The organism is Chelativorans xinjiangensis, from assembly GCF_009812055.1.
Classification (GTDB): Bacteria; Pseudomonadota; Alphaproteobacteria; order Rhizobiales; family Rhizobiaceae; genus Chelativorans; species Chelativorans xinjiangense.
Genome location: NZ_WQNH01000004.1, coordinates 185,856 through 208,011, shown reverse-complemented (window position 1 = coordinate 208,011; position 22,156 = coordinate 185,856). Strand labels below are relative to the sequence as shown.

Below are 22,156 nucleotides of genomic sequence, written 5' to 3'. Positions count from 1 at the left end.
ACGACATGCACGACACCACCCCGGCAGCGACCCTGACCGTTGCACCCAGCCTCGATGCCTTCACGGCCGAGGAATGGGCCGGTCTTTCCGGCGCCGCGCGGGGGAACGAGGGCGTGCCCTACAATCCGTTCGTCTCCCACGCCTTCCTCAAGTCGCTGGAGGAAAGCGGCTGCACCACCCGCGAGACCGGGTGGCTCGGGCAGCACCTCAGGCTCGAAGACGCGAGCGGCGCGCTTCTGGGGGCCGTGCCGTGCTATCTGAAGTCCCACAGCCAGGGAGAATATGTCTTCGATCACGGCTGGGCCGACGCCTTCGAGCGGGCTGGCGGGCGATATTATCCGAAACTGCAGGTCTCCGTGCCCTTCACGCCCGCCACCGGGCCGCGCCTTTTGGTCGGACGAGGCGCCAATCCGCGCGCTGCGCGCCAGGCGCTGGCCGAAGGGCTGAAGACACTCACCGACCGGCTGGGCGTCTCCTCGCTCCATGTCACTTTCGCACGGGAAGAAGACGTTACCGCGCTGGAAGCGGCGGGCTTCCTGATGCGCACCGATCAGCAGTTCCACTTTTTCAACGAGGGCTACACGTCCTACGACGACTTCCTGGCCAGCCTCGCCTCGCGCAAGCGGAAGGCGCTGAGGAAGGAGCGGCGGGCAGCCTGCGAGGCGGGCATCGAGATCGACTGGCTGACGGGCAGCGACCTGACGGAGGCCGTGTGGGACGACTTCTTCGCCTTCTACATGGATACCGGCAGCCGCAAATGGGGCCGCCCCTATCTCAACCGGCGCTTCTTCTCGCTGATCGGCGAACGGATGGCCGGCGACATCCTGCTCGTCATGGCCAGGCGCGGAGGGCGCTATATCGCCGGCGCCATCAACTTCATCGGCGGGGATGCGCTTTACGGCCGCAACTGGGGCTGCGTCGAGCATCATCCCTTCCTGCATTTCGAGGTCTGCTATCATCAGGCGATCCAGTTCGCCATCGAGACGGGCCTGAAGCGCGTGGAAGCCGGCGCGCAGGGCGAGCACAAGCTGGCACGGGGTTATTTGCCGGTCATCACCCGCTCCGCCCACTATATCGCCCATCCCGGCCTGCGCCGCGCCATCGCCGACTATCTGGCGCGCGAGCGTGAGGATGTGGAGACGATGGGCGAGATTCTTGCAGAACATTCCCCATACAGAAAGGAAGCGTGAAAACCCGGGGCTTGACCGGCGCCCGCCCACGTCACAAAACATCGCGGCGGCTTAAAATAATCGAGGAACGCAATGACGACGAAGGCCTACGACGAGGACAATCCCTTCGCCAAGATCCTGCGCGGCGAGTTGCCTGCGCACAAGATCTACGAGGACGAGGAGACGTTTGCCTTCATGGATATCATGCCGCGCGGCGACGGCCATTGCCTGGCGATCCCCAAGCGCCCTGCCCGCAACATATTCGACGTCGGCCCCGACAGCCTCGCCGCCCTCATGCGCACCGTGCAGAAGGTGGCGCGCGCCGTCGTCGAGGCGCTCGGCGCCGACGGTGTGACGGTCCAGCAGTTCAACGAGCCGGCCGGCGGCCAGATCGTCTTCCACCTGCACGTCCACATCCTTCCCCGCTTCGAAGGCGTGGCGCTGCGCCCGCACACCGGTGAAATGGCGGACCAGGCGGTGCTGGCCGAGCAGGCGCAGAAGATCCGCGCCGCGCTGGAGGCCGGCGGGGCGTGAAGCTTTCCCGTGAGACGATCAGTGCAGTGTGGGCCGGAATGCGCTACCCGGTCCTCAACCGGCTTTTCACATTCGCCTGCTTCTCGGCCTCGCCGCCGCTGGGCTCGGTGGTCAGCTTCATCTGGCATGGCGGCGCGCTTTGGTGCACGTTCGAGATCGTATCCGGCCGCCGCAGGCTCAGTTCCGACCGCTATATGCTGCTGTCGGCGATCCTGCTCTATACCTATGTCGCGGCAGGCCTCCTGTCCTTCCTTCTCAACGATCCCCGCTGGGAGTATGCGCATACGCTCATTCCGCTGGCGACGTTCGTCTTCTTCCCCTTCTCCTATTCGATTTGGAGCATCTCGCATAAGGACGATCTGTCCTCCGCCGCCGCTCTTGCGGGTATGACGGCCGGCTACGGCGCCTTGGCGCTGGCGCTTATCCAGTACTTCATTCTCGGCATGCGGGTGGAAGGCGGGGCCGGCAATGCACTGGTTTTCGCCACGGTTACCTGCATGACCGGCTCCGTCAGCTTGGCCGGCGCGCTCATGCTGACGACGCGTTGGCAAATCCCCATGGCGGGGGGGTATCTGGCGGCGGTCCTGGCGGTGCTCCTGTCCGGCTCCCGATCGGTGTGGCTGGTCATGGCAGTCCTCTCGCTCGCCATCCTCTTTGTCTGCCACCGCCAACTGCGGACACTCTTGAAGGGCCATCTCGTCAAGACCATCGCTGCAATAGCCGTGATCGCTACTCTCTCCTCCGGCGTTCTTTTGAGTCGCGTCGAGAGTTTGTCCGCCAATTGGGCCGAGCTGGCGGAGAACGGGGAATACGATTCCTCCCTGGGCCTTCGCCTGGCGCTGTGGAAAGTGGGCGTGGATCGATTCTTCGAACGCCCCGTGCTGGGCAACGGGCCCCACCATACCCGTCAGCTCATCGAAGATGGGCTTGCCGACGATTTCGACCTGCGTGCCCAGTTCACCCACTTCCACAACGGCTTCCTGACGCTGCTGGTCGAAACCGGGCTCATCGGCGGAGGCGCGGTGATCGCGCTTTTCCTGCTGGTGGCATGGGTGACGGTACGCACGCTTGCCACCAGCAGTGAGGAAACCGCCCGGTTCGGGGCGATGATCCTGCTCGTCTTCTTCCTGAACTACGCTCTCGGCGGCAGCTTCAACCTGGTCATGGGGCACGACATCATCGACGCCATGTTCATGATCTTCCTGATTACCGGCTTGCTGCTGGCAAGCGGGACGTCGATGCAGGAAGGCAAGGTTATGGAAGCAGAAACAGAAGGTTAGGCGCAAAAGCGCAACGTTTACGAGAACACCAGCAAACCTATGCCGAGGGTAGCCTCGCCCACCAGGATGCCAACGATGACACGTTTGCCGGCGGCGAGATAGGCCAGAAATCCGGCTATGCCGGCACCGACGCGAAGAAGAAGCGGCGTGCCGGCGAGCGCGCCGCTGGGGAAGATCACGAGATTGGCGATGACGGCGGCCACCAGCGCCGTGGCGATGCAGCGCACCAGCACGATGAGTTCCGACTCCTCGGAAATCCGCCCGCCGAGATAGACCCCGAGAAAGCGCCAGAAATCGGTTGCCAGCCACCCGGCAACGAGGATGAAGACATAGGGCCACCACCAGGCGTCGATCGCGGTGAATGTCACGCCTGGTGCCTCCTCTTGCCGATAAGGTGAATGCCGAAGGCAGCGAGCCCCGCCACCATGCCTGCAGCAACGAGGTCGAAATCCGGCGTCAAAAGGTGGAAGACGGGACCGAGCGCGAGGCCGAGTATCATCGCCACCTGCCCTGCCCGCTCGCGCGCCGAACCCCACAGCGAAGTGAGGAAGTACATGGGCGTGAGGAAGAAAAGTGCGGCCGAGACGGCGGGCGGCAGCCGCCCGGCGATCAGGAATACCGCCGCCACCACCACCATGTTGCCGAGCACCAACGTGGAGCCCAGCCCTGCATAAAAGGAGGTGCGCATCGGCCGCGGCACATGCCGGAACCGATCCATCGCCAGTACCCAGGAGGTGACGGCGACGAAATGGGAAAGCGCGTAAAGCACCCACGTCGGCGTCCTGGCAGTGCGCATCTCCGGCGTCAGCGCCACCACCATGGGCGCCAAGCGCACCGACGACAGGGCTACGGCGAAGGCGGCCGCCGGCAGGCCGTTGCCGGCCAGAATGGCACCGACGAGCACCACCTTGCCCGGCAGCGCCCAAACGACGCCGGTCATGAAGACCGTCTCGGCCAACGTCAGCCCGGCGTCGCGCGCCAACCCGGCAAAGCCGACGAAAGCGCTTACCAGGATAAGGCCGGGAATGGAGAAGGCGGCGCGGGCACCGCGCCTGAACCAGACGGCGCGCCCTTCATGACCGCCGGATTGGGCAATTTCGAAATCGTGCATGGAACCGCCGAATAGCATAGCCGCCGGCATCATGCGACAAGCCTGCCTCGCTTCTCTTGGCTCACGGACGGCTCTCGGCTTGCACCAGCTAGGCAAACAAAAAGGCGCGGATCCAAAAGACCCGCGCCCGTTGTCCAGAAAGCCTACGCGGCGTCAGCCCTTGCGCGGCAGCTGCGGCACCAGGCTGCGCTTGGGCGGTTCCTTGCGCGCCGGCGGGCGCTTTGCCTTGGGCTTGGCTTTCGCCACGCCCGGCTTCCTCTTCTTCGCCGGCGCCGTCTCGCGTTTCGGCTTCACAGGCGCGTCGTCCGGGATCGCGTCGAGCTTCAGCGCTGCCTTGTCCTCATCCAGCGTCACGCGCACGGTACCGCCGCGCTTCAACTTGCCGAACAGAACTTCCTCGGCGAGCGGCTTCTTGATGTGCTCCTGGATGACGCGGCCGAGCGGACGGGCGCCCATGCGCTCGTCGTAGCCCTTCTCGGCAAGCCAGGCGACAGCCTCGTCGGACAGATCGAAAGTGACGCGCCGCTCGGCAAGCTGCGCCTCGAGCTGCATGACGAACTTCTGCACCACCTGATGCACCACCGGAACAGGCAGCGAACCGAACGGGATGATGGCGTCGAGCCGGTTGCGGAACTCCGGCGAGAAGAGCCGGTTGATCGCCTCCATGTCGTCGCCTTCGCGCTTCGACGAGCCGAAGCCGATGGCAGGCTTGGCCATGTCCGCCGCCCCCGCATTGGTGGTCATGATCAAGATGACGTTGCGGAAGTCGATGCGCTTGCCGTTGTGGTCGGTCAGCTTGCCATGGTCCATGACCTGCAACAGGATGTTGAACAGGTCCGGATGCGCCTTCTCGACCTCGTCGAGCAAGAGCACGCAGTGCGGGTGCTGGTCGACGCCGTCGGTCAACAGCCCGCCCTGGTCGAAGCCGACATAGCCCGGAGGCGCGCCGATCAGCCGCGAGACGGTGTGACGCTCCATGTACTCGGACATGTCGAAGCGCAGGAGCTCCACGCCGAGCGAGGCGGCGAGCTGGCGGGCAACCTCGGTCTTGCCGACGCCGGTGGGGCCGGAGAAGAGGTAGGAGCCGATCGGCTTTTCCGGCTCGCGCAGACCGGCGCGAGCGAGCTTGATCGATGAAGCGAGCGCCCCGATGGCCTCGTCCTGGCCGTAGACCACGCGCTTCAACTCAGTCTCGAGGCCCGAGAGCACCTTCTCGTCATCGGCCGAAACGGTCTTCGGCGGGATACGCGCCATGGTGGCGATGGTGTTCTCGATCTCCTTGACGCTGATCGTTTTGCGCCGCTTGGACTCGGGCAGAAGCTTCTGCGAAGCGCCGGTCTCGTCGATGACGTCGATGGCCTTGTCGGGCAGCTTGCGGTCGTTGATATAACGCGCCGAGAGCTCCACCGCCGCCTTGACGGCATCGTTGGTATATTTGACCCTGTGGAAGTCCTCGAAATAGGGTTTCAGGCCCTTCATGATCTCGATGGCATCGTTCACCGTCGGCTCGTTGACGTCGATCTTCTGGAAGCGGCGCACCAGCGCCCGGTCCTTCTCGAAGAACTGGCGGAACTCCTTATAGGTCGTCGAGCCGATGCAGCGGATGGCGCCCGCCGACAGCGCCGGCTTCAACAGGTTGGACGCGTCCATGGCGCCGCCGGAGGTGGCACCGGCGCCGATCACCGTGTGGATCTCGTCGATGAACAGGATGGCGCCGGGGAAGTCCTCCAACTCCTTGACGACCTGCTTCAGCCGCTCCTCGAAATCGCCGCGATAGCGCGTGCCGGCGAGCAGCGTTCCCATGTCGAGCGCGAAGATGGTGGAATCGAGCAGCACCTCCGGCACGTCGCCCTCGACGATGCGCTTGGCGAGCCCCTCGGCGATCGCCGTCTTGCCGACGCCGGGATCACCCACATAGAGCGGGTTGTTCTTGGAGCGGCGGCACAGGATCTGGATCGTGCGGCTGATCTCCGGCTCGCGACCGATCAGCGGGTCGATGCGTCCCGCCCGCGCCTTGGCATTGAGGTTGACACAATAGGCCGACAGCGCGTCCTGCTGCTGCTTCTTCTTCGCTCCCTCTTCGGTCTCCGCACCGGGCGCCCCCGCCTGATCCTCGTCGGCACCGCGCGGCGTGCGCGTCTCCGAAGCGCCGGGGCGCTTGGCAATGCCATGGCTGATGTAGTTGACCGCATCGTAGCGGGTCATCTGCTGTTCCTGCAGGAAATAGGCGGCATGGCTCTCGCGCTCGGCGAAGATGGCAACGAGCACATTGGCACCCGACACTTCCTCCCTGCCGGAGGACTGCACATGGATGACGGCGCGCTGGATGACGCGCTGGAAGCCCGCTGTCGGCTTTGAATCCTCGTCATAGCCGGTGACGAGATTGTCCAACTCGCCATCGATATAGTCGAGCACCGTGCGCCTCAACTCGTCGAGATCGACGCTGCAGGCCCGCATGACGGCGGCTGCATCGCCATCATCGATCAATGCCAACAGAAGATGCTCCAGCGTCGCATATTCGTGATGGCGTTCATTGGCATAGGTCAGCGCCTGATGCAGCGCGCGTTCCAGGCCTTGCGAGAAAGCCGGCATTCAATACCTCATTTCTTTTCCATCACGCACTGCAGCGGGTGCTGATGCTGACGGGCGAAATCCATGACCTGGGCCACCTTGGTCTCGGCCACTTCGAATGTATAGACGCCGCATTCACCGACGCCGTGGTTGTGAACGTGCAGCATGATCGTAGTGGCGGCTTCCCGGTCCTTCTGAAAGAAGCGCTCCAGAACATGGATGACAAACTCCATCGGCGTGTAGTCGTCATTCAAGAGCAGCACGCGATAGAGGCTCGGCTTCTTGGTCTTCGTCCGGGTCCGGGTAATGACCGCCGTGCCGCGCCCGGTGCCGTTGCCGTCCTCACGGGCCATCCGCAAAGCGTCGCCTGGCATCTTGCTCTCGCCGATCGTCACTGGTCCCATGCTTTCCGCCGCGCCTCTCCGTGAGGAGCGACATGTAAGTACTCGATCGACGATTTTAAGCCCTTCTGCCGTGCTGACAATACGGATTGCGCGCACCCTGTCGCAATTTTTCGAAACACGGCGCTTGCGGCCGCCTATAAGGGGCGCCAAGCTCCGCCTTTGAGTCTGGACCCGTTCAAATCCATTTCAAATACGTTTCGAATTGGAAAATTTTATGCAGGATTTAAGACACCATAAACGAATTGGTAACGGCCCCACCCTACCGTCGATAAAAATGGGTCGATCGGTTGAGGCCCTCAACGAAGATCATACAATGGGTGCGGTCGTGCGTCAGGCGCTTGCAGCTTTCGCGGGGGTTTTTCGGCTTTCCTCCAGTTTCGCCATAGCGGCGATCGCCGCCGCAGCATTGATGCTTGCGGCAGCTCCGCCTGCCGCTGCGAATTCGAAATATGCAGGCATCGTCATCGACACCAAGACGGGCAAGGTGCTCTACGAGGACAGTGCCGACGCTCCGCGCTACCCCGCTTCGCTCACCAAGATGATGACGCTCTACCTCGTCTTCGAGGCGCTGGAGAGCGGCAGGATCTCCAAAAACTCGCGCATCACCTTCTCGCGCAACGCCGCCGCGGAGCCGCCGACCAAGCTCGGCGTGCCGGCCGGCCAGAGCATTGTCGTGGAGCAGGCTATCCATGCGCTCGTCACGCGATCGGCCAACGACGTCTCTACGGCCGTCGCCGAATTCCTCGGCGGCTCGGAGGCGAAATTCGCTGCGATGATGACGAACAAGGCGCGCCAGTTGGGCATGTCCTCCACCACCTTCAAGAACGCCCACGGCCTGCCCAACAGCGCACAAAGGACGACGGCGCGCGACATGGCGCGGCTCGGCATCGCGCTGCGTGAGCACTTCCCGCAATATTACGACTATTTCTCCACCCGCTCGTTCACCTATGGCGGCCGCCGCATCAGCACGCACAACAACCTGCTCGGTCGCGTGAAAGGTGTCGACGGCATCAAGACCGGATATATCCGCGCTTCCGGCTTCAACCTCGTCTCATCCGTCTCGACGGGCGGAAAGAGCATCGTCGCCGTGGTGATGGGCGGCAAGACCGCGCGTTCGCGTGACGCACATATGGTCAACCTCATCCAGCGCACCCTGCCGAAAGCCTCGGGAGGCGGCGACCGCATCCTGATCGCCAGGGGCGCAGCCACACAGACCGTCGCCGCGGCCATGCTGCCGCGCAGCGCGCCCGTGCCGGTGGACCGCCCCGAGGAAATCCCCGTCACGGCTTATGCCGAGGAACAGGGTTCGGCGACCGCCGCTGCCGCCGCCTTCCCGGAGGCCGTCGCCCCCAGGCCGCGGGCCGAAGTCGATCCGGTGTCGACAGCTTCGACCGCCATGCAAGGATGGGTGATCCAGGTTGCCTCGATGCCCAGCGAAGACGAGGCCAAGCGCCGCCTTGCCGAGACGAGCCAGCATGCATCGACCGTGCTGGCCGACGCCACGCCCTTCACCGAGGTCTTCCAGAAGGATGGCAGGACCTATTACCGCGCCCGCTTCGGCGGCTTTTCGGGCAAGTCGGACGCGTGGCGCGCCTGCGAAACGCTCAAGAAGAGGAACGTCGCCTGTTACGCGGTGGAAAACTGATCGCTCTGCTTGGTAGGTATCTGCGTCCAGGGAGTTACTCGTGATCGGACAGGAGAACATCTCGCGCTTCGTTGATGCGCGCAGCAAGAAAGGACGAGCCGCCCATATCGGGATGCAGACGTTGCATCAGGCGGCGATGAGCCTTGCGGATTTCCGCCGCGGGCGCACCAGCCTCAAGACCAAGGACCTCGTAGGCCTCCTCCTTGGTCATGCGGCCCGCACCGCGCGCGCCTCCATGCCGCCCGCCCTCGTGCGCATCCGCGCCTTCGCGCCAGACGGGAAAGCGGCTGTCAAGATACGTTTCCAATAGCTGCAGGCTCTCGCCGTCGCCGCCAAGCTCGGCCCTGAGCGCCAAAAGCTCCTCAAGCCTCATATCGGCAAGACGCCGCCCCTCGTAGCGGCCGGCGAGCACCGTTCCCTCAAGGGCGCCCGTGTCATGGTCGAGCTCCATTTCGAGCGCGGCTGAACGGACGGTCGAGCGCTGCCCTCCCGCCCGTCTGATGTTGCCGCGCAGCCGGCTGGAGCCGAGCCACGCAGCCGCCCCGGAAAGAAGCATGCCGCCGAGCCCTGCCCTGCCGGTAAACAGCATCACCAGCCCCGCAATGCCGAGCGCGAGGGGCCCAGCCAGCCGCAGCGCGCCGGCAATCGCCGTCGGGCTGGCGCGCGTAAAGGCGAGTGCGGCCAGAAGCAGCACCAGCAAGAGCGCAAACGCAACGAAGGGAACGGTCATCGCCTCCTGCCGCTCAGATGCTCGATCATGAGCCGGTCTTCCGCGCTGCCGCGTGCTTCGAGCGCGGCAAGGCCCCCGGTGGCGAAAACAGCAACCGAGGAGAGCAGCCTGGCCAGCGTGTCGGCAGCGCTGCGGTCGAAGCGGAACCAAGCCCCCTTGGACAGCCGGGCGATCTCGCGGAAAGCGCCGGTAGCCGCCGGATCGGACCCTTCCTGGAACAGGAAGACCGGCACGCCCTTCAACCCCAACTGCCCCGCCCGCTCGGCCAACTCGTCGACATTCTCCTCCATCGCATCGCCGATGAAGACCAGCGCGTTCACCTTGCCGCGCTCGTGCTCCTTCAAGGCATGCGATAGCACCTTGCCGATCTGCGTGCGGCCGCCGCGGCAGTCGATGCGCGTCATCAGCCTCTTGAGCGCAGCCGTATCGGTCACGAAACGCGAGGCGGCGCACTCGCCGAAGCCGCGGTAATAGACGAGCTGCACGTTGAGCGCACCCGCCTTGCCCACGGCGTCGAACATCTTCGCCTGTATCTCGCAGGCAAGGTCCCAGGTGGGTTGGCGGCTCATGGTGGCATCGAGTGCGAGGATGAGGCGCCCGGCTCCTTTGCCCGGCATGGCGAGCGCCCTTGCCTGGCGCACGAAGGCCTCGACCGCGCCTGTATCCGAGCGCGGCTTTGAGACGTCCGCCCTTCGGCCGGTTTCGACCGGCGTCTTCTTGTCGCTCATGAGAACAAGATGTGGTGAGCGAGCGCCGCTGGCAAGCCCTTCGCCGCCTTACAGGAGACCAAGCTCGGTCAGTTCGCGGCGCAGGTGGTCCGGCATCTCGTCCGCACGCTCTCCGGAGCGGATGTCCAGCGGCGCATCCTCGGGCTTGAGATAGCGCCAGCCCTGGAACGGACGTTTCGGCTGCCATTCCGTGCGCACGACTTGCCGATCCAGCACGAGACGGCAGCGCGAAATCCCCTCCCCATCCGTGAAGGGGCGGATATCGAGAAGCGGCTGCCGGCACTGCACCATGCCCTTGACCACCCAGTAGAGCGATCCGCCGTCGGTAAGCTCCGCCATGCGCTTGGGCATCATGCGCGTGGTGTGGAAATGCTCGACCGGCTCACCGCGCCGCCTCTTCTCCTCAAGGCGCATTGCGATCCATGCCTCCAGGTCTTCCGGGCTGTCGCAGCCGACACAGAGTTTTATGAGATGAAGCGCCATAGGGCGTTTTAGGACGGCAGATTGGCGGAAGGAAGGCTTATCGGGAAGCGTTCCACAGCTCCGGCCCCGATCAGCCGATGGGATCCTCGACCCACGGATGCCGGTGCTCGGCATAGACGGCCTGCACTGGCGCCGGGAAAGCCGGATCGGCGAACGCGCCGACGGCGACGGCGATCAGCTCCGGCTTGCGCTGTGGCTCCCAGAAAACCGTCGAACCGCACGAGGGGCAGAAATGAAACCTCACCGGAAAACCGCTGTCGGACGGGCGCGTGTAACATCGGCTCGACCCCTCCACCCGAACAGCTTCCCGATGGAAGAAGGCGGCGATACCAAAGACGCTGCCTGTCCGCCGTTGGCAGGCGAAACAGTGGCACAGCGACACTTTTTGGGGCTCGTCCGCGCAGGTTGCGCGGAGGTTACCGCAAATGCAGGTCGCAATTCTTGCCACGCCTATTCCCTTCTGCTTCGACACGCTGCATCCCGCCCTCGCCCTTCGACAAGCTCAGGATGAGGGCTGGTGTTTGCACCCTTCCGCCTTCATCGAAGCTTGCGGTGACGTGGCCTTGCCTTCACCCTCATCCTGAGCTTGTCGAAGGGCGAGGGTGAAGGCACTCGCAGCCGTTTCCTCCGCTAGCATTCCACCACATTCACCGCCAGACCGCCAAGGCTGGTCTCCTTGTAGCGCTCGTTCATGTCGAGCCCGGTCTGGCGCATGGTCTCCACCGCCGCGTCCAGTGAGACGAAGTGCTTGCCGTCTCCCTTCACCGCAAGCGAGGCGGCGGTGACGGCCTTCACCGCGCCCAGCGCGTTGCGCTCGATGCAGGGCACCTGCACGAGGCCGGCCACCGGGTCGCAGGTCATGCCCAGATGGTGCTCCAGCGCGATCTCGGCGGCGTTTTCCACCTGCTCGGGCGTGCCGCCCAGGACCGCGGCCAGCCCGGCAGCCGCCATGGCCGAGGCCGAGCCCACCTCGCCCTGGCAGCCGACCTCGGCGCCGGAGATGGAGGCATTGTGCTTTACGATGCCGCCGACGGCCGCCGCCGTCAGCAGGAAGTCGCGGATGCCCCTTTGGTCGGCATCGACGTGGAAGCGCAGCCAGTAGCGCAGCACTGCCGGCACGACGCCGGCTGCACCATTGGTCGGCGCGGTGACGACGCGCCCGCCGCCGGCATTCTCCTCGTTCACCGCCATGGCGTAGACGGACAGCCAGTCGTTGGCGGCAAGCGGGTTGGGCCGGTTCTGCCGCCATTCCTCCTCCAGCTTCTCGTGAAGCTGACGCGCGCGGCGGCGCACCTTCAGCCCGCCCGGCATGACGCCGTCCTGCGACAGCCCGCGCTCGATGCAGCCGTGCATGGCCTGCCAGATGCGGTCGAGGCCGGCATCGAGCTCCGCGGCGTCCATGCGCGTTTCCTCGTTCGCGCGCTTCATCTCGGCTATGGAGAGCCCGCTCTTCGCCGCCATCTCCAGCATCTCGCGCGCATTGGCGAAGGGATATGGCACATTTCGGTCGACCGCCGGCTTCTTCTCGGCCTTCAGCGCCTGCAGTTCCTCTTCGGAGACCACAAAGCCGCCGCCCACCGAGTAATAGATGCGCCTGAGCAGCAGCCGGTCGTCGGCGTCGAAGGCATTGAAGGCCATGCCGTTGGCGTGGCCGGGCAACGGCGCCTTCCTGTCGAAGATGACGTCGCTCTCGGGATCGAACCGGTATTCGGGATGGCCCGGCGGGCTGAGGTGCCGCGTCTGCCTGATCTTGCCCAGAACCTCGTCCGCCTTGTCCGGGTCCACCGTCAGCGGCGTCAGGCCTTCCAGCCCGAGGATCACCGCCCTGTCCGTTGCATGCCCGACGCCCGTGAAGGCAAGCGAGCCGTGCAGGCTGACCGACAGTCGCGCAACTTGCGCGCCCACCGGCCGCGGCCACTCGCCTTCCGCGATCTCGTGCAGGAAACGCTCCGCCGCCACCATAGGCCCCATGGTGTGGGAACTCGACGGGCCGATGCCGATCTTGAAGAGATCGAACACGGAAAGAAACATGCTCCAACTCCGGGCTGCACGGGAACGCTGCACTCTTCCATGCGCGTACCCGCCTGTATATGCGTGTCAGGAAATGACATGGTAAGGCAAGCTCAAAAACGAAAGGGCGCAGCCGAACGGCTGCGCCCTGTTGTTCGAAGTGAACCGGTTCTGTTGCTCTCAGCTCGCCGCGATTACGGCAAGAGATTCGCTTCCTGCGAAGAGCCAAGCCAGCAGGATGATGCCGGCAAGTCCAATCACTGCCTTGGCGGTGACGCCCCAGCAGGATTTCTGAACGCTTTCGTCCATTTAATTCCCGTTTAGCCGTTGTTCTTGCGTCGGCCCAAACGCCCCCGTGGCCGACCGCTTCAGCCGGGAGATACTCCGCTCGATGCTGCGATGCAACCGGAAAAGCGGCAAGATGTGGGCGCCGGACCATCACCCACCGCTGTGGCGCGTGTACCAATACAGTTATTTCAACAGCTTATGCGGATGGCGGCGTTCGCAAATTTTCAATAAATAAGGCGAAACACAGGCGCTATCCACAGGCCCCAAACGGTCTCAGCCCGGCGCGGGCAACAGGCGGTCGATTCGTCCCGTCAACCGATAGGCCAGAAGCCCCACCCATTCGCGCATTGCCGTTGTCGTGTTGCGCAGCGAATCGAGCACGTTGTCGGCGGCGAGGCCGAAACGCTCCGTGCCCGATGTCTTGTAGTCGACCGGCCAGGGCAGAACAGGGAAATCCGCTTGTCGGAAAGCGCCTACAGCGCGCGGCATGTGAAACGCGGAGGTCACGAGCAGCCAGGTCTCGCCGGGCCGTGGTGCGACGAGCCGTTTCGAGAACTGCGCGTTCTCGTAGGTATCGCGCGAGCGGTTCTCCATCTCGATCCGCCCCGGCGCCACGCCGAGCGCGGTGAGAAGCCGCGGCGCCGTGTCGGCATCGCCCTCGCCCGCCAGGAAGACCGAGCCGGAGCCGCCGGAGACGACGAGGCGGGCATCCGGATACCGGAGCGCCAGGATCGCCGCCTCGACAAAACGGTCGCCGCTGGCGTTCAACTCGTAGCCGCCGCGCGCCAGGTTGATCGCGCCCTCGAAACCGCCACCCAGCACAATGATGCCGTCAACATCCTCAAGCGGCCCGGCCGGCTGCTGGAAGCGGTTCTCCAAAGGATGCAGGAAGAGCGCCCCGAGCGTCGTCCAGCCCGACAGGCCAAGCACCAACAGACCCAATAAGCCGAAGGAGATCGACAGCCGGCGCCACCGCAGAAACGCTGCCGTCAGCGACGCCGCGACCAGCAGCCCCGTCAGATTGACCGGCTGGATCAGCGTCCAGAAGACGGCCGAAGCGAGATGGAACATGGCGTCCGCCTCCCTGCCATCAGACGCGGCGGCGGACCATCATCCTACCACCAGCGCTTCGGCGCGAACCTGCCCGCCGCCTGCTCGATGACGTGGCCGGTGCGGAAGAGGGTTTCTTCGTCGAAGGGCCGGCCGATGAGCTGCAGGCCGAGCGGCAGACCCTTGCCGTCGAGCCCGGCCGGCACGGCAATACCCGGCAGGCCGGCCATGTTCACCGTGACGGTGAAGATGTCGTTGAGGTACATCTTCACGGGGTCGGCATCCATATCCTGCTCGGCGATGCCGAAGGCGGCCGACGGCGTGGCCGGTGTCAGGATGGCATCCACCCCGGCGGCGAACGCTTCCTCGAAATCCCGCTTGATGAGCGTGCGCACCTTTTGCGCCCTGAGATAGTAGGCATCGTAGTAGCCGGCCGACAGCACATAGGTGCCGATCATGACGCGCCGCTTCACCTCGCGGCCGAAGCCTTCGGCACGCGTCTTCTCGTACATCTGCGTCACGTCGCCGCCGGGAACGCGCAGGCCGTAGCGCACGCCGTCATAGCGGGCAAGGTTGGACGATGCCTCCGCCGGCGCGACGATGTAATAGGCAGGCAGCGCATATTTCGTGTGCGGCAGGGAGATGTCGACGATCTCGGCGCCGGCTTCGCGCATCCATTCGACGCCCTTCTGCCACAACGCCTCGATCTCGTCGGGCATACCGTCGATGCGGTATTCCTTGGGAATGCCGATCTTGAGCCCCTTGACCGACTGGCCGACCGCCGCCTCGTAGTCCGGCACCGGCCGGTCGACGGAGGTGGTGTCCCTGGGATCGACCGAGGCCATGGATTTCAGAAGGATCGCCGCGTCGCGCACGTCGCGGGCGATCGGCCCGGCCTGGTCGAGCGAGGAGGCAAAGGCCACAATCCCCCAGCGCGAGCAGCGGCCGTAAGTAGGCTTGATGCCGACGGTGGCGGTGAAGGCGGCGGGCTGGCGGATGGAGCCGCCCGTGTCTGTCGCCGTCGCGCCCGCGCACAGCCATGCGGCGACCGCGGCAGCCGAGCCGCCGGACGAGCCGCCCGGCACCAGCGCCTTGTTGTCGCCTTCGGCGCGCCAGGGATTGACCACCGGGCCGTAGTAGGACGTCTCGTTGGACGAGCCCATGGCGAACTCGTCCATGTTGAGCTTACCCAGCATCACCGCGCCGTCCGCCCACAGATTGGCGGTGACGGTGGATTCGTAGCGCGGCTCGAAGCCGTCGAGGATATGGCTGGCCGCCTGGGTGTGCACGCCTTCTGTCGCGAACAGGTCCTTGACGCCGAGCGGAATGCCCTCCAACGCGCCGGCCTCGCCCTTGGCGATGCGGGCGTCGGACGCCCTGGCCATCTCGCGCGCCTTGTCCGGCGTCACCACGATATAAGCGTTGAGCGCTTCATTCGCCGCCTCGATGGCCGCCAGATAGGCCTCGGTCAGCTCAAGCGCGGAAACCTCGCGCGCCGCAAGTTTCTCGCGGGCTTGGGCGATGGTCAGTTGGGTCAGGCTGGGATCGGTCATCAGGCCGCTTTTTCTTCAATAAGGAGTTTCTCGTAGAACCGGGAATATTCCGTGTCCGGGTAGTCCAGGAACGCGCCGCAACGGCGGAACCCGCCCGCCTCGTAGAACCGCCAGACGGCGGTGAAGCCATCCGTCCCGCCGGTCTCGAGCGCCAGGCGATGGATCCCCTTCTCCCGCCCAAGGGCTTCCACCGCTTGCAGCAAGAACCGGCCCACCCCGCTGCCGCGCACCGCAGGCCGCGTCCACATGCGTTTCACTTCGGCCAACCCCGCGTTGTGCACCTTGAGGGAACCCATGCCCATGGCCGCACTGTCCTCGCCGCGCGCTACGAAAACTGTGGTATGCGGCTCCGCCATCTGCTCGGCCGTCATCTGGAACTGATATTCGGGCGGCGACAGCGGGCAGAGGTGTGTATTCAACTCCTCCACCATCGACCGAACGTCGTCCTGCAACGGGGTTTCGACGGCGATCGCGATTGCCATCGCCGCTACTCCACCACCTTCGGCACGACGAAGAAATTGTCGTCGCCGGCTGGCGCGTTGGCGACGACATCCTCGGCCTTGCTGCCGTCCGTCACTTCGTCCTGGCGCATCTTTATTGCCGTGGGGATGACGGAGGTCATCGGCTCCACGTCGGCGACATCCACCCCGCCCAACTGCTCCACGAAGCCGAGAATGGCGTTGAGCTCGCCGGTCATGCGGGCCGCCTCCTCGTCGTCGACGGCAATTCTGGCAAGCTTTGCCACGCGCTTCACGGTCTCGATATCGACGGACATGCTGCTCTTCCTTGCCAGGGGAAACAATGGCACAGGCCTATAGTCGCGCCCGGCGCGGGGCGCAACAACCATCGCCGAAAAAGCCGCAGTCTAAAGCTTCCTGGCTAAAGCTCCTGCCTAAAGCTCCACCGGCTTGCCGCGCTCTGGCGTCAGCACCTTGGTCTCTGTCCCCTTCATGCCCTCGATAATCTTTTCAGCCGACTGGTCGATGATGGGGAAGGAGGCGTAGTGGCACGGAATGACCGTCTCGAACTGGAAGAAGCGCCGGCAGGCGAGCGCGGCCACCGCACCGCCCATGGTGAAGCGGTCGCCGATGGGCACGATGCCGATATCCGGCCGGTGCAGTTCCTGAATCAGCGCCATGTCGCCGAAAATGTCCGTGTCGCCCATGTGGTAGAGCGTCTTTTCTTGGCGGAAGTGCAGGACGAGGCCGGCGGGATTGCCGAGATAGACGTTGGTCCCATCATCCATGGAAAAGGACGAGGAATGATGCGCCTGCACGAATGTGGTGGTGAAGCCGCCGCAATCGACCGTGCCGCCAAGATTGCCGGGGTTGATCCTCTCCTGACTGACGCCCTGCCCGACGAGATACATGCACACCTCGAAATTGGCGACCAGCATGGCGCCCGTCTTCTCCAGGATGGCAAGCGAATCGCCCAGATGGTCGCTGTGCCCATGGGTAAGCAGCACATGGGTGATGCCCTTTGCCGGGTCCTCCCAGCCGCCGTCCCACGACGGATTGCCGCTCAGGAAGGGGTCGATCAGGATTTTCGCGCCACCCGCCTCGACCCTGAAGGCTGAATGGCCGTACCAGGTGATTTTCATTCCACGCTCCTCGCTTGATTTGGCTTTGAAGGATAGAACGGGGAGAAGGCAAGTCAAAGACAGGGTTACGCGTGGGCGTCGTTTCGATTGAAGAGTTCGAGAAAGTCAGAGCCATTGGTCGGCCGCTGGCCGGGCTTGACCTCGGCACCAAGACCATCGGCGTGGCCATCTCCGATCTCGGCCTGTCCTTCGCTACTCCGCGGGAGGTGATCAGGCGGAAGAAGTTCTCGCAGGACGCCCAAGCCCTGCTCCATCTGCTCTCGCGCGAAAATGTCGGCGGCGTGATCATCGGGCTGCCGATCAACATGGACGGCAGCGAGGGGCCGCGCGCGCAGTCGACGCGTGCCTTCGCGCGCAACCTGTCGGCGATGACAGACCTGCCCTTCGCCTTCTGGGACGAGCGGCTGTCGACGGTGGCCGCCGAGCGGGCGCTGATCGAGATGGACGTCTCGCGGGCGAAGCGCGCCGGCCGTATCGATTCGGCGGCAGCCGCCTTCATCCTGCAAGGGGCGCTGGACCGGCTTCAGACGCTGCGGGCGGCGTCCTCGCGCGAATAGCCTGGCCGCCCCCGCCGCTCGGCAATCCACGCGCGGATGGCGCGGCGGCGGCGGAAAGCGAGAATCGCCATGAGAATGACCGTATCGACCACGCAGGCCCGCACGAGCAGCGGCGGCAGGGCCGATGGCTCGATGCCCAGGATCTGCCCGTAGATCTCGAAGACGAGATCGTGCACCTGCCGGGTGAGCATCACGAAGCCGAAATTGATGTCGTTGAGGGACAGGAAATACCAACCCCAGATAAGGCTCATCGGCAGCGCCCAGAAAATCAGGATGTAGCGCATAAAGCCCCTCCGTTGCCGCATTCCGGCGTGGAATCGACACTGGCCCCCCGGCACGCCGAGCGCAACGCTTACCATTCGTTAGGGTTAATACCGGCAGCACTGAGGCTCTACCGGCGGGCTCTACCCCGCATCCGGATACAGCATCTCCACGATCGCCGCTGCATCATGGCGCGCGTCGAGCATGCCGTAGGTGCCGCGCCATTGGCCGGCGAGGCGCGTTTCGATGAAAGCGTCAGCCACCCGCCCCGCCCCCAGCCGCCTCAACTCCGCGGCGGCGGCGGCAAGTGCCAGCTGCTCGGTCAGGATGCGAGCCGAGCCCTCGTCCGACTGGCATACCCGGATCGCCGCCTTGAGCACCTCCACGGTGCCGCGGCCGGTTTCGCCCAGGTCGCTGCGGATGCCCGCCAGCACCTCGTCGAGGAGACCGGCATTGCGCGAGAGCACGCGCAGCACGTCGAGCGCCATGACGTTGCCCGAGCCCTCCCAGATGGCATTGACCGGCGCCTCGCGATAATAGCGGGCAAGCGGCGCCTCCTCGACATAGCCGTTGCCGCCGAGGCACTCCATCGCCTCGTAGGTGACGGCGGGCGCGATCTTGCAGACCCAGTATTTCACCACCGGTGTCATCACCCGCGCGAAGGCGGCGTCGGCACGGTTTGCCGCGGCCTCGTCGAAGGAGCGGGCAAGGCGGAAGGAAAGCGCGGTGGCCGCCGCCACGTCGAGCGCGAGATCGGCCAGCACGCGCTGCATCAGCGGCTGCCCGACAAGCGTCCTGCCGAAGACCTGCCGGTGGCGCGCGTGGTGCACGGCCTCGGCCAAGGAAGCGCGCATCAACCCGGCGGAGCCCAGCGCACAGTCGAGCCGCGTCAGCGTCACCATGTCCATGATGGTGCGGATGCCATGCCCCACCTCGCCGACGGGAAAGCCCAGCGCGCCCTCGAACTCGACCTCCAAAGAAGCATTGGAGCGGTTGCCGAGCTTGTCCTTCAGCCGCTGGAAGCGGAAGCCGTTGGCCGACCCGTCTTCGCTGAGGCGCGGCAGGAGGAAGCAGGAAAGCCCCTCCTTGGCCTGCGCCAGCACCAGAAACGCGTCGCTCATGGGCGCGGACATGAACCATTTGTGCCCGGTGATGCGGAAAAGCCCGTCGCCGGCAGGCTCGGCGACGGTCGTGTTGGCACGTACGTCGGTGCCGCCCTGCTTCTCCGTCATGCCCATGCCGAGCGTCACGCCCTGCTTCTGGGCGGCGGGCCGGTTGGAATGGTCGTATTTGCGGGCAATCACGCGCGGTGCCCAGACGCGGAAGAGATCCGGGCTGGCCATCAGCGCCGCCAGCGAGGCGCTGGTCATCGTGAGCGGGCAGAGATGGCCGAGCTCGAGCTGCGAGGTGAGATAGAAGCGTGTCGCTCGCGCCTGATGGCGCTGCCCCTTCTCCGTCTCGTTCTCCTCCCAGATGGAGGAGTGGATGCCGGCGCCCACCGAACGGCGCATCAGCGCGTGGTAGGCGGGATGGTACTCGACGATATCCGCGCGGTGTCCGTAGCGGTCATGGGTTCTAAGCGTCGGCACTGCCACATTCGCCAGCCGCGCCAGGTCTTGCGCCTCCTGGTTGCGCACGAAGCGTCCCAGCGTCTCCAGTTCCTTGCGTACCGGCTCGGAAAAATTCTCGCCCAGCTGAACGAGAAGCGGGTCGGACCGCCACGCATTCGTTCCGCTGATGGGCGGTGGCTGGTTCGTTACCTCGTGATTCACGCAAGATTTCCTTCGCCGTTCCGGCTTTGCGGATCATTCCGCATTTTTTGTGATATGAGCCTAACCCCTTTCCATTTCCATTGAAAATTATCGGGTGAAACGCCCCACAGGCTTTTCTCCAGCTTGCGAGAACTCCTGCGCGCGCCTATAGCAACGCCTTGAGATGACAGACGCGCCGGCCTTTCCGCTCTTCCCGCACCGCCACCTGCTTGGCATCAAGAGCCTGTCGCCCGCCGACATCGAGATGCTGCTCGACCGGGCCGACGCCGCGGTCGCCGTTTCGCGCCAGCCGCAGAAGAAGCTCGCCACCCTGCGAGGACGCACGCAGATCAACCTCTTCTACGAGGCCTCGACGCGTACCCAGTCCTCCTTCGAGCTGGCGGGCAAGCGGATGGGCGCCGACGTCATGAACATGTCGGTGGCGAGCTCGTCGACCAAGAAGGGCGAAACCCTGCTCGACACCGCGGCCACGCTCAACGCCATGCGCCCCGACATTCTCGTCATCCGCCATTCGGCGGCGGGGGCGGCCGCGCTCCTGGCACAGAAGGTCGGCTGCTCCGTCGTCAATGCCGGCGACGGGGCGCATGAACACCCCACCCAGGCGCTTCTCGATGCCCTCACCATCCGCCGCACCAAAGGCCGGCTCGCCGGCCTTACGGTCGCCATCTGCGGCGACATCGTGCACTCGCGCGTTGCCCGCTCCAACATCATTCTGCTCAATGCCGTGGGCGCGCGGGTGCGCGTCGTCGCTCCCTCCACGCTGCTGCCGGCGGGCGTCGAGCAGATGGGCGTCGAACCTTTCACCACCATGGAGGACGGGCTGAAGGGCGCCGACGTGGTGATGATGCTGAGGCTGCAGCGCGAGCGCATGGCCGGCAGCTTCGTGCCCTCGGTGCGCGAATATTTCCGCTTCTTCGGCCTCGACGCGCAGAAGCTCAAGGCCGCGAAGAAAGATGCGATGGTCATGCATCCGGGCCCCATGAACCGCGGCGTCGAGATCGCCTCGGAAGTGGCCGACGGCCCGCAGAGCGTGATCCAGGAGCAGGTGGAGATGGGGGTTGCCGTGCGCATGGCGGTGATGGAAGCCCTGCTCGACCCGCGCCGCAACGCGGGAGGCGGGGCATGAGCGCAACCGTCTTCACCAATGCCCGTATCGTCGACCCCTCGCGCGGGCTGGACGAGACCGGAACGGTGGTCGTCGAAGGCGGTGTCATCCGCGCTGCCGGTGCCGGGGCGCTGAACCAGGGCGCGCCCGAAGGCGCCAAGACGATCGACTGTGCCGGGAAGGCGATCCTTCCCGGCCTCGTCGACGCCCGTGTCTTCGTCGGCGAGCCGGGGGCCGAGCACCGCGAGACCATCGCCTCGGCCAGCCAGGCGGCCGCGGCGGGCGGCGTCACCTCTTTCATCATGATGCCGGACACGTCTCCGGTCATCGATGACGTGGCACTGGTCGAATTCGTCCTGCGCACGGCGCGCGAGACGGCGCTGGTCAACGTCTTCCCCGCCGCCGCCATCACCAAGGGTCTCGCCGGCAGCGACTTGAGCGAGTTCGGCCTTCTGCACCAGGCCGGCGCGGTGGCGCTGACCGAAGGCCGCCGCACCATCGCCAGCGCGCTCGTCATGCGTCGCGCGCTGACCTACGCGCGCGACATGGGCATCGTCGTCTCCCATTCCACGCAGGACCCCTGCCTTGCCTCATCCGGCGTCATGAACGAGGGCCTTCTGGCAAGTTGGCTGGGACTGCCCGGTGTTCCGCGCGAGGCCGAAGCCATCCCGCTCACGCGCGACCTGATGCTGGCGGGGCTGACCGGCGGGCGCTACCATGCGGCCGAAATCTCCACCGCCATGTCCGCCGCCGCTATCGGCCGCGCCAAGAACGACGGCCTGCCCGTCACCGCCGGCATCAACATCAACAATCTCTGCCTCAACGAGAACGACGTCGGCGAATACCGCACCTTCTTCCGCCTCTCGCCGCCGCTGCGCGGCGAAGAGGACCGGCTTGCCATGGTCGAGGCACTGAAGGAGGGAACGGTGGACGTCATCGTCTCCTCGCACGATCCGCAAGACGTCGACACGAAGCGCCTGCCTTTCGCCGAGGCGGAGGCCGGCGCCATCGGCCTTGAAACCCTGCTTGCCGCGGCCCTTCGGCTCTACCACTCCGGCGACGTGCCCCTCCTGCGCATCATCGAGGCGCTGTCGACCGCGCCGGCGCGGCTTTTCGGCCTGCCCGGCGGTACCTTGAGGCCCGGCGCGCCGGGCGACCTCGTGCTGGTCGACCTCGACGCCCCGTGGCTGGTGCGCGAGGCGGATATACGCTCGCTGTCGAAAAACACCGCCTTCGAGGGCGCGCGCATGCAGGGCCGGGTCTTGCAAACCATGGTTGCAGGCGGCACAGTGTTTTCAGCTTAAG

At 65.2% G+C, this 22,156-nt stretch carries 24 protein-coding genes; 7 read left to right on the top strand and 17 right to left on the bottom strand.

The genetic code is table 11. From position 1 onward, the window contains the following. Window positions 1-5 precede the first annotated feature (5 nt). The 3 genes from GM910_RS05215 (at window position 6) to GM910_RS05205 (ending at window position 2,983) form a co-directional block, all read left to right on the top strand. The gene (locus GM910_RS05215; protein ID WP_159586453.1) at window positions 6-1,190 is read left to right on the top strand and encodes a GNAT family N-acetyltransferase; all 1,185 of its coding nucleotides are present in this window, start codon (window positions 6-8) and stop codon (window positions 1,188-1,190) included. A 72-nt stretch (window positions 1,191-1,262) separates the two neighbouring features. Continuing rightward, on the top strand, window positions 1,263-1,703 hold the full coding sequence (locus GM910_RS05210) for an HIT family protein (protein WP_159586452.1): 441 nt from the start codon (window positions 1,263-1,265) through the stop codon (window positions 1,701-1,703). After that, window positions 1,700-2,983: an O-antigen ligase family protein gene (locus tag GM910_RS05205; protein ID WP_246225853.1), complete on the top strand. Its 1,284-nt coding sequence runs from the start codon at window positions 1,700-1,702 to the stop codon at window positions 2,981-2,983. The genes GM910_RS05210 and GM910_RS05205 overlap by 4 nt, the downstream gene beginning before the upstream one ends. Before the next feature lie 17 nt (window positions 2,984-3,000). Here the strand turns inward: GM910_RS05205 and GM910_RS05200 are convergent, their stop codons facing one another. The 4 genes from GM910_RS05200 to clpS all read right to left on the bottom strand — a co-directional run bounded on the left by GM910_RS05200 (window position 3,001) and on the right by clpS (window position 7,039). Further along, window positions 3,001-3,351: an AzlD domain-containing protein gene (locus GM910_RS05200; protein WP_159586451.1), complete on the bottom strand. Its 351-nt coding sequence runs from the start codon at window positions 3,349-3,351 to the stop codon at window positions 3,001-3,003. After that, complete coding sequence (locus tag GM910_RS05195) at window positions 3,348-4,094, bottom strand: AzlC family ABC transporter permease (protein WP_159586450.1); 747 nt, start codon at window positions 4,092-4,094, stop codon at window positions 3,348-3,350. Before GM910_RS05195 ends, GM910_RS05200 begins: the two co-directional genes overlap by 4 nt. Before the next feature lie 153 nt (window positions 4,095-4,247). Beyond that, entirely contained in the window at window positions 4,248-6,686 is a 2,439-nt protein-coding gene (gene clpA / locus GM910_RS05190; protein WP_159586449.1) for an ATP-dependent Clp protease ATP-binding subunit ClpA, read from the bottom strand. Window positions 6,687-6,694: 8 nt separating this feature from the next. Next, entirely contained in the window at window positions 6,695-7,039 is a 345-nt protein-coding gene (gene clpS, locus GM910_RS05185; protein WP_159586472.1) for an ATP-dependent Clp protease adapter ClpS, read from the bottom strand. Between the two features lie 343 nt (window positions 7,040-7,382). Between clpS and GM910_RS05180 the strand changes: the two genes are divergently transcribed. After that, window positions 7,383-8,714, top strand: coding sequence for a D-alanyl-D-alanine carboxypeptidase (locus tag GM910_RS05180; protein ID WP_159586448.1), 1,332 nt, complete (start codon window positions 7,383-7,385; stop codon window positions 8,712-8,714). Between the two features lie 34 nt (window positions 8,715-8,748). On the opposite strand, the gene GM910_RS05175 is transcribed toward GM910_RS05180, so the two are convergent. From GM910_RS05175 to GM910_RS05130, 11 genes are all read right to left on the bottom strand, one after another. Then, the gene (locus GM910_RS05175) at window positions 8,749-9,444 is read right to left on the bottom strand and encodes a DnaJ domain-containing protein (protein WP_159586447.1); all 696 of its coding nucleotides are present in this window, start codon (window positions 9,442-9,444) and stop codon (window positions 8,749-8,751) included. Next, window positions 9,441-10,172 carry a VWA domain-containing protein gene (locus GM910_RS05170; protein ID WP_159586446.1) on the bottom strand — a complete coding sequence of 244 codons (732 nt, stop codon included), beginning with the start codon at window positions 10,170-10,172 and terminating at the stop codon, window positions 9,441-9,443. The genes GM910_RS05175 and GM910_RS05170 overlap by 4 nt, the downstream gene beginning before the upstream one ends. A gap of 48 nt (window positions 10,173-10,220) precedes the next feature. Next, window positions 10,221-10,655, bottom strand: coding sequence for a DUF1489 family protein (locus GM910_RS05165; protein WP_159586445.1), 435 nt, complete (start codon window positions 10,653-10,655; stop codon window positions 10,221-10,223). Between the two features lie 70 nt (window positions 10,656-10,725). Continuing rightward, on the bottom strand, window positions 10,726-11,127 hold the full coding sequence (locus GM910_RS05160) for a GFA family protein (RefSeq protein WP_425482650.1): 402 nt from the start codon (window positions 11,125-11,127) through the stop codon (window positions 10,726-10,728). Between the two features lie 158 nt (window positions 11,128-11,285). Next, window positions 11,286-12,686 carry an L-serine ammonia-lyase gene (locus tag GM910_RS05155; protein WP_159586444.1) on the bottom strand — a complete coding sequence of 467 codons (1,401 nt, stop codon included), beginning with the start codon at window positions 12,684-12,686 and terminating at the stop codon, window positions 11,286-11,288. A gap of 159 nt (window positions 12,687-12,845) precedes the next feature. After that, entirely contained in the window at window positions 12,846-12,974 is a 129-nt protein-coding gene (locus tag GM910_RS27570) for a hypothetical protein (protein WP_281354822.1), read from the bottom strand. A 252-nt stretch (window positions 12,975-13,226) separates the two neighbouring features. Then, window positions 13,227-14,024: a YdcF family protein gene (locus GM910_RS05150; RefSeq protein ID WP_159586443.1), complete on the bottom strand. Its 798-nt coding sequence runs from the start codon at window positions 14,022-14,024 to the stop codon at window positions 13,227-13,229. Between the two features lie 44 nt (window positions 14,025-14,068). After that, window positions 14,069-15,556, bottom strand: a complete 1,488-nt coding sequence (gene gatA / locus GM910_RS05145) for an Asp-tRNA(Asn)/Glu-tRNA(Gln) amidotransferase subunit GatA (protein ID WP_159586442.1) — start codon at window positions 15,554-15,556, stop codon at window positions 14,069-14,071. Further along, window positions 15,556-16,038: a GNAT family N-acetyltransferase gene (locus GM910_RS05140; RefSeq protein WP_159586441.1), complete on the bottom strand. Its 483-nt coding sequence runs from the start codon at window positions 16,036-16,038 to the stop codon at window positions 15,556-15,558. Before GM910_RS05140 ends, gatA begins: the two co-directional genes overlap by 1 nt. Window positions 16,039-16,043: 5 nt before the next feature. Further along, window positions 16,044-16,331, bottom strand: coding sequence for an Asp-tRNA(Asn)/Glu-tRNA(Gln) amidotransferase subunit GatC (gene gatC, locus GM910_RS05135; RefSeq protein WP_159586440.1), 288 nt, complete (start codon window positions 16,329-16,331; stop codon window positions 16,044-16,046). A 117-nt stretch (window positions 16,332-16,448) separates the two neighbouring features. Then, window positions 16,449-17,156, bottom strand: coding sequence for a metal-dependent hydrolase (locus GM910_RS05130; protein WP_159586439.1), 708 nt, complete (start codon window positions 17,154-17,156; stop codon window positions 16,449-16,451). A 71-nt stretch (window positions 17,157-17,227) separates the two neighbouring features. Between GM910_RS05130 and ruvX the strand changes: the two genes are divergently transcribed. Beyond that, window positions 17,228-17,713 (top strand): Holliday junction resolvase RuvX, encoded by a 486-nt coding sequence (gene ruvX / locus GM910_RS05125; RefSeq protein WP_159586438.1) that lies wholly within the window; start codon window positions 17,228-17,230, stop codon window positions 17,711-17,713. On the opposite strand, the gene GM910_RS05120 is transcribed toward ruvX, so the two are convergent. Together GM910_RS05120 and GM910_RS05115 are read right to left on the bottom strand one after the other, a co-directional pair. Next, complete coding sequence (locus GM910_RS05120; RefSeq protein WP_159586437.1) at window positions 17,680-17,997, bottom strand: DUF6105 family protein; 318 nt, start codon at window positions 17,995-17,997, stop codon at window positions 17,680-17,682. The two genes, ruvX and GM910_RS05120, sit on opposite strands and share 34 nt — an antisense overlap. Before the next feature lie 120 nt (window positions 17,998-18,117). Continuing rightward, on the bottom strand, window positions 18,118-19,746 hold the full coding sequence (locus GM910_RS05115) for an acyl-CoA dehydrogenase family protein (protein ID WP_159586436.1): 1,629 nt from the start codon (window positions 19,744-19,746) through the stop codon (window positions 18,118-18,120). 163 nt (window positions 19,747-19,909) lie between these two features. Between GM910_RS05115 and GM910_RS05110 the strand changes: the two genes are divergently transcribed. Both GM910_RS05110 and GM910_RS05105 read left to right on the top strand, forming a co-directional pair. Beyond that, window positions 19,910-20,872, top strand: a complete 963-nt coding sequence (locus tag GM910_RS05110; RefSeq protein ID WP_159586435.1) for an aspartate carbamoyltransferase catalytic subunit — start codon at window positions 19,910-19,912, stop codon at window positions 20,870-20,872. Continuing rightward, complete coding sequence (locus GM910_RS05105) at window positions 20,869-22,155, top strand: dihydroorotase (protein ID WP_159586434.1); 1,287 nt, start codon at window positions 20,869-20,871, stop codon at window positions 22,153-22,155. The genes GM910_RS05110 and GM910_RS05105 overlap by 4 nt, the downstream gene beginning before the upstream one ends. Window position 22,156: the final 1 nt, after the last annotated feature.

Excerpts from the sequence above, each read along its gene's own strand:
- GM910_RS05215 (WP_159586453.1), top strand. The coding sequence starts at position 6 with ATGCACGACACCACCCCGGCAGCGACCCTGACCGTTGCACCCAGCCTC.
- GM910_RS05210 (WP_159586452.1), top strand. The coding sequence starts at position 1,263 with ATGACGACGAAGGCCTACGACGAGGACAATCCCTTCGCCAAGATCCTG.
- GM910_RS05195 (WP_159586450.1), bottom strand. The coding sequence starts at position 4,094 with ATGCACGATTTCGAAATTGCCCAATCCGGCGGTCATGAAGGGCGCGCC.
- clpA (WP_159586449.1), bottom strand. The coding sequence starts at position 6,686 with ATGCCGGCTTTCTCGCAAGGCCTGGAACGCGCGCTGCATCAGGCGCTG.
- clpS (WP_159586472.1), bottom strand. The coding sequence starts at position 7,039 with ATGCCAGGCGACGCTTTGCGGATGGCCCGTGAGGACGGCAACGGCACC.
- GM910_RS05180 (WP_159586448.1), top strand. The coding sequence starts at position 7,383 with ATGGGTGCGGTCGTGCGTCAGGCGCTTGCAGCTTTCGCGGGGGTTTTT.
- GM910_RS05175 (WP_159586447.1), bottom strand. The coding sequence starts at position 9,444 with ATGACCGTTCCCTTCGTTGCGTTTGCGCTCTTGCTGGTGCTGCTTCTG.
- GM910_RS05170 (WP_159586446.1), bottom strand. The coding sequence starts at position 10,172 with ATGAGCGACAAGAAGACGCCGGTCGAAACCGGCCGAAGGGCGGACGTC.
- GM910_RS05165 (WP_159586445.1), bottom strand. The coding sequence starts at position 10,655 with ATGGCGCTTCATCTCATAAAACTCTGTGTCGGCTGCGACAGCCCGGAA.
- GM910_RS05155 (WP_159586444.1), bottom strand. The coding sequence starts at position 12,686 with ATGTTTCTTTCCGTGTTCGATCTCTTCAAGATCGGCATCGGCCCGTCG.
- GM910_RS27570 (WP_281354822.1), bottom strand. The coding sequence starts at position 12,974 with ATGGACGAAAGCGTTCAGAAATCCTGCTGGGGCGTCACCGCCAAGGCA.
- GM910_RS05150 (WP_159586443.1), bottom strand. The coding sequence starts at position 14,024 with ATGTTCCATCTCGCTTCGGCCGTCTTCTGGACGCTGATCCAGCCGGTC.
- gatA (WP_159586442.1), bottom strand. The coding sequence starts at position 15,556 with ATGACCGATCCCAGCCTGACCCAACTGACCATCGCCCAAGCCCGCGAG.
- GM910_RS05140 (WP_159586441.1), bottom strand. The coding sequence starts at position 16,038 with ATGGCAATCGCGATCGCCGTCGAAACCCCGTTGCAGGACGACGTTCGG.
- gatC (WP_159586440.1), bottom strand. The coding sequence starts at position 16,331 with ATGTCCGTCGATATCGAGACCGTGAAGCGCGTGGCAAAGCTTGCCAGA.
- GM910_RS05130 (WP_159586439.1), bottom strand. The coding sequence starts at position 17,156 with ATGAAAATCACCTGGTACGGCCATTCAGCCTTCAGGGTCGAGGCGGGT.
- GM910_RS05120 (WP_159586437.1), bottom strand. The coding sequence starts at position 17,997 with ATGCGCTACATCCTGATTTTCTGGGCGCTGCCGATGAGCCTTATCTGG.
- GM910_RS05110 (WP_159586435.1), top strand. The coding sequence starts at position 19,910 with ATGACAGACGCGCCGGCCTTTCCGCTCTTCCCGCACCGCCACCTGCTT.
- GM910_RS05105 (WP_159586434.1), top strand. The coding sequence starts at position 20,869 with ATGAGCGCAACCGTCTTCACCAATGCCCGTATCGTCGACCCCTCGCGC.